This is a genomic window from Corynebacterium sp. (assembly GCF_012837295.1).
Taxonomy (GTDB): Bacteria; Actinomycetota; Actinomycetes; order Mycobacteriales; family Mycobacteriaceae; genus Corynebacterium.
The window spans coordinates 1-5,402 of record NZ_DURI01000179.1 but is presented as its reverse complement, the minus strand read 5'-3'; the positions used below and the strand labels follow the sequence as shown (position 1 = coordinate 5,402).

At 71.5% G+C, this 5,402-nt stretch carries 3 protein-coding genes and 1 pseudogene; 3 read left to right on the top strand and 1 reads right to left on the bottom strand.

Annotated features, from left to right (window positions below; translation table 11 throughout):
* Positions 1-722, bottom strand: a pseudogene (locus tag GX015_RS06140) (hypothetical protein); the annotation flags it as partial.
* Between the two features lie 182 nt (positions 723-904).
* On the opposite strand from GX015_RS06140, the gene GX015_RS06135 reads away from it, so the two are divergent.
* The 3 genes from GX015_RS06135 to GX015_RS06125 all read left to right on the top strand — a co-directional run.
* Positions 905-2,761 carry a dynamin family protein gene (locus GX015_RS06135; RefSeq protein WP_291343612.1) on the top strand — a complete coding sequence of 619 codons (1,857 nt, stop codon included), beginning with the start codon at positions 905-907 and terminating at the stop codon, positions 2,759-2,761.
* Positions 2,762-2,778: 17 nt separating this feature from the next.
* Positions 2,779-4,191: a dynamin family protein gene (locus tag GX015_RS06130; RefSeq protein ID WP_291343611.1), complete on the top strand. Its 1,413-nt coding sequence runs from the start codon at positions 2,779-2,781 to the stop codon at positions 4,189-4,191.
* 28 nt (positions 4,192-4,219) lie between these two features.
* A partial coding sequence (locus tag GX015_RS06125; protein ID WP_291343610.1) for an Hsp70 family protein occupies positions 4,220-5,402 on the top strand: 1,183 nt, incomplete at its 3' end.

Below are 5,402 nucleotides of genomic sequence, written 5' to 3'. Positions count from 1 at the left end.
TCGCCGGAGGTGTCCACGTGGAGCTCGGAGAAGCCGTCGCCGACCGGCTCGCGCATCTCGGCGTCGACGATGCCGTCGCCGTCGAGGTCGAGCGACAGGGTGTCGACCACGCCGTCGCCGGTGGTGTCGGTCGCGGCGACGACCTCCGCGGCATCCAGGTCGATGGTGCCGTCCGGGCCGGTCACCTGGCCGTAGACGTCGTATTCGCCGGCGTCGGTGTTGGACACCTGGCCCGCATCGGAGGCCTGCTCGGGAGCCGGAGCCGGAGCCGGGGCCGGAGCCGCGGCCGGGGGAGCGGCGGCATCGGGGGCGCCGGAGCCGTGCCGGTCCATGAAGGCGTCGACCTCTTCCTTGCTGGACAGCGTGGTGTCCAGGATGGCGTCGTCGGTGGTGTCGAACTGGATGGAATCCACCTCGCCGTCGCCGTCGATGTCCGTGACGATGGTGTCGATGTAACCGTCCTTGTCCAGGTCCAGCACGATCTGATCGACCTCGCCGTCGCCGTCGAGGTCGGAGGCGGACATGACGTCGGCGGCGGACTCCTCCAGCACCTCGTCGAGGCTGATGCCCAGGCCGGACTCGGGGGCGGGGGCCGGGGAACCTTCGGGGGCGGGGGCCGTCTTGCCCGTGTTCTGGTCCATGGTGTTCTCGTCCATGTTCTGATCCGTCTCCTGGGGCGCGTTCTGGTTCTTGTCGGCGGTGCGGTCGTCGTTTCCGGACATGATGTCGTTCCTCTCGGGGCGTGTGTCGCGCGGTTGGCTTTCCGCGTTGGTCGACGATGTGATGCGCCGGGTGGCGCCGAATGTTCCCGTCCAAGCGAATTTATCCACGAACTGTTTTTCCGGGGTGACCCTTATGATTGCGGGGACCCACCGAAACGGCGACCGCCACGAAGGAAATCCGCATGACGACGACCCCCGCCGACGCGCGCGCCACCCTGCGCCGTGAAGTCGAGACCGCGGCGAAAACGCTGTCGTCGGCCCTGAAGATCCTCGACCGCTACGGACACAAGGACGTGGCGGCGGCGATCCGGCGCACCTGGGGGGATACGGCGCTGCGGGGCACCGTCGTGGTCGTCGGCGAGGTCAAGCGGGGGAAGAGCTCGGTGATCAACGCCATCGCGGGCGCCCGGGACCTGCTGCCCGTCGACGTCGACGTGTGCACCTCCGCCCCGGTGCAGGTGCTGCGGTCGGAGGAGAACACCGACGTCATCGACCTGAACTTCGGTGACCGCATCGAACGGGCGCCGCTGTCGGAGCTGCGTGAATGGGCGACCATGAACGGCGCTCGGGTGGCCGATCCCGATACCCCGGAGCTGCCCACCGGAGTCACCGTGCGGGTGTCGGGCGCGCACGTGCCCAAGGCGCTGTTCATCGACACCCCGGGCGCCGGCGGCCTGGACCGGGCGGCCATCGACGTCGCGCTGGAACGCGCCCGCGGTGCCGGCGTGCTGCTCATGGTGTGCGACGCGACGACGCCGATCACCGCGCCCGAAATGGAGATCCTGGGCCGGGCGGCGCAGGCGGCGGGATCCGTCATCGTCGCCGTGACCAAGACCGACAAGAACCTGCGCCGGTGGCGCGCGATCGTCGACGACGACCGCCGGCTGATCCGCGAGCACCTGGGCCGCGACGTGCCCGTCATCGGCGTCTCCAGCCTGCGGGCCGTCGATGCCGCCGAGATGGAGAACCCGGAACGCCGCGCCCGCGTCGAGCGGACCTCCGGCATCGCGGAGCTGCGCGGGCGCATCGCCGCCGAAATGGCCCGCGGCGCCCTGTTGTCCAAGGTCGCGGCGCTGTCGATGGCCGAAACCGCGCTGGAGGGCGTCGCCGCCACCATCGCCGCCGATCTCGCCGCCGTCGACCGCGCCGAAGAAGTCGTCCCCGAGCTGGAGGCGCGCCGCGACGAACTGCGCCGGCTGCGCGACCATGGCCAGGAATGGGAGCAGATCCTGGCGCGCAACATCACCGTCGCACGGCAATCGATCATGGCGGGCTTCGACGCCGAAACGGACCGCATCCGCGAGCAGTGGATCCGGACCATCAATTCCTCGGGCATGAAGGTTCTGCGTTCGAAGCCGCAGGTGTTCACTTCGCGGATCGAGGACGAACTGTCGGCGGCGGCGGAAACGGCCGTCAATCGCCAGCTGGAGGTGCTGCGCCGCGAGGCCAACGCCCTGTTCGGCGACGACCACGAATGGGAGGCCATGGCCGGAGCCGCGCTGATGAGCATCGCCCCCGGCGGTTCCGGCGACGGGCGGCACTCCGTCGCGTCGAAGACCGAGAACCTCATCGACCCGGGCATGGTGACGTTGGGCATCATCTCCGGGCCCGCCATCGCCTCGGCCGGCGGCGGCGCGCTGGCGGCGATGGGCCTGGCCACCATTGCGCTGCCCGCGGCGGTCATCGGCGGCGGCTGGCTGGGCGTCAACATGGCCTACCGGGCCATGCGCAACGGCAAGCAGCATCTGGTCACGTGGACCCGCGAAACGGTGGCGGCGCTGCGCATGAGCGTCAACCGCAACGTGGACACGCTGGTGACCACGGTGCGCACCGAAATCGTGCTGCGCTACCGAGCCCGGCTGCGGCGCGACGGCGACGAACTCAAACGGCGCATCGAAGACGCCCGCGCCGCCGCCCGGGCCTCCGAGGAGGAGCGCCGCCAAACGCTGGCGCGGCTGAACCGGAACAAGGAGATCGTGGCGAAGATCCGCGGGGACCTGGCCACGTCCGCGGGCACGTTGAGGGGAGTGGGGCGCTGATGGAGGACCGCGCGAACGTGAACGCCGAGACCATGGACCCCGTCACGCGGGAAATCGACCGGGCGCTGCACGCGCTGGCCTCCGGCGGCGGCGATCTGCCGGACCACGCCAACCGGCTGGGCGGGATCCTGTTCTCGCCGCCGCGGGTGCTGGTCGTCGGCAGGCTCAAGGCGGGCAAGTCGACGCTGGTCAACGCCCTGATCGGCGAGAACGTCGCGGCGACGGGCGCCCTGGAGACCACCAACGCCGTCACCGTCTTCCGCCATGGCGCCCCCTCGCGGGCGGAGGTCGTGGGCAACGACGGCCGCCGCAGCAGGGGAGTGCTCGACGACGGCGTGCTGGTCGACGTCGGCCGCCCCGTGCCGGAGGTCGCCTACGTCGACCGGTTCCTGCCGTCGGCGGCGGTGGAGCGGATGACCATCATCGACACCCCCGGCATCGCCACGCTGACGGTGGAGAACCGCGACGCCACCGAGCGCGCCCTCATCGACGGCTACGCCCAGACGCGCGAGGCGTCGGTGGACGCCGATGCCGCGGTGTTCCTGTTCGATTCGTCGCCGCGGATCGACGAGCGCGAGTTCGTCGGCAAGCTCGGTTTCACGCCGCTGAACACCGTCGGCGTGCTGGCGCGCGCGGACTCCTTCGGCGAGGGGGCCTTCGGCCGGCGCGATCCACTCGACCATGCCGAACGCTACTGCGGGGTGCTGCGCGGGCGTCTCGGTTCGCTGATGGGCGCCGTCGTGCCGGTGTCCGGCCTGATGGCGGAGTCGGCGGCGACGGGGCGGGTGACCGAGCCGGTGGCGCGCGCCGTCGCGGAACTGGGGCGGCTGGCCCCGGAGGATCTGGTCGAGGAGCTCGAATCCGCGTCCCCGGCCCTCATCGACGCGCAGTTGCGCGACCGGGCGCTGGATCTGCTGGGCGAGTACGGGGTGGTGCGCGGCGCGGGTATCGCGGGGCAGGGCGCGGTGGCGCTCAACGAGTGGCTGGAGGAGCGCTCCGGCATCGCCCGCCTGCGCCGCGTCCTGGAGGGCGGGTTGCTGCGCTACGCGGCGTTGGGCCGGGCGGCGCGATTGCTGCAGCAGCTGGAGCAGCTCGGTTATTCGCACCAGCTTTCCGCGCACGTGCGCCACATCCACGGGGTGCTGGCGAATCAGCCGGCGATGGTGCCGGTGATGCTCTTCACCGCCTACCGCGGGTTGGCGGCGACGTCGCCGAGTTCCCCTCTGATGCCCATGCTTTACGACGCCTTGTCCGGCGGAAACGACGCCGAGCGGCTGGGGCTTCCGGCCGCCGCGGATCCGGCGCAGGTGTCCCGTCGGGCGCGGGAGATGTACGACGAGTTGCAGAGGATGGCGCTTCTGGGACGATCCGCGGCGGAAGAAGACTCGCGAGTTCGCCTCATCGCGATGGTGTCGGCGCTGTTAAGCTGACCGGGTTGATGAGGCCCCCGAAAGGAACATGACCATGTCCGGTTGGCGATTGGCCATCGATTTCGGCACGTCGAACACTGCCGCCGCCCACCGCGCGGCCGGCGCCGGGCACGGTGGCCCGGCGGCGGAGGCGCTGGCGCTGTCGCACCACGGCAATCTGCTGCCGTCGGCCGTGTTCGCCGACGGCCAGGGGCTGCTGGTCGGCCACGTGGCCATGAACCAGGCGGAATCCCGCCCCGACGCGTTCCTGCCGGAGCCGAAGCGGGCCATCGGTTCGGAAACCGTGCTGTTGGCGGGCTCGCGCATGCCGGTGGTCGAGGTCGTCGCCGCGGTGATCGGGTCGGTGCTCGAGCGGGCGCGGCGTTTCGCGGGCGGGACCATGCCCGACGACGTCGTGCTGACGCACCCGGAGGGTTGGGGCCAGGCGGAGCTGGTGCGCCTGATCGAGGGCGCGGAGCACGCCGGCATCGAGCGTCGCCGCCTGTCGCTGGTCTCCGAGCCGCGTGCCGCGACGTACTGGTACTCGTTCAAGCGGCCGCTGTCGCCGGGCCAAAAGGTCGCGGTGTTCGACCTCGGCGGCGGCACCCTCGACGTCGCGGTGCTGACCCCGGCCGCCGATGGGTCGCTGCAGGTCGTGGCGGCGCGCGGCGACAATTCGCTGGGCGGCCGCACCCTCGACGCCCGCATCCGTTCGTGGGTGGAGTCGGAGCTGGAGGAGAACGACACCGAGCTGCTGCGCGCGCTGCAGTCCGGTGCGACGGGGCCGTCGTTGTCCCTGGACCGGTCGATCAGGACGGCCAAGGAGGTCCTGTCGGAGGCTCCCCGGGCCACCATCACCGTGGCGGCGAAGGGCCGCGAGACCACGCTGATGCTCACACGCGGCGAGTTCGAGGAGCTGATCAAGCCCGACATCGACCGCGCCCTGGACGTCACCCGCGCAACGATGCTCGACGCCGGCCTGCGCCCCGACCCGTCGACGCCGCTGTACCTCACCGGCGGATCCGCCCGCGTCCCCTACGTCCAGGACCGCCTGGGCGAGCTGTGCCAGGTGGCCACCCTCGACGACCCGAAGACCGTGGTCAGCCGCGGCGCCCTGATGGGGCCGACGCGCCGGGCCGATGATGTCGTCGCCGGCGTCACCACGTGGATCGCCCCCGGTGCCATCGCGGCGGGCGCCGGCCCGATGGCGGTGTCGCCGATGCCGCCGGTCG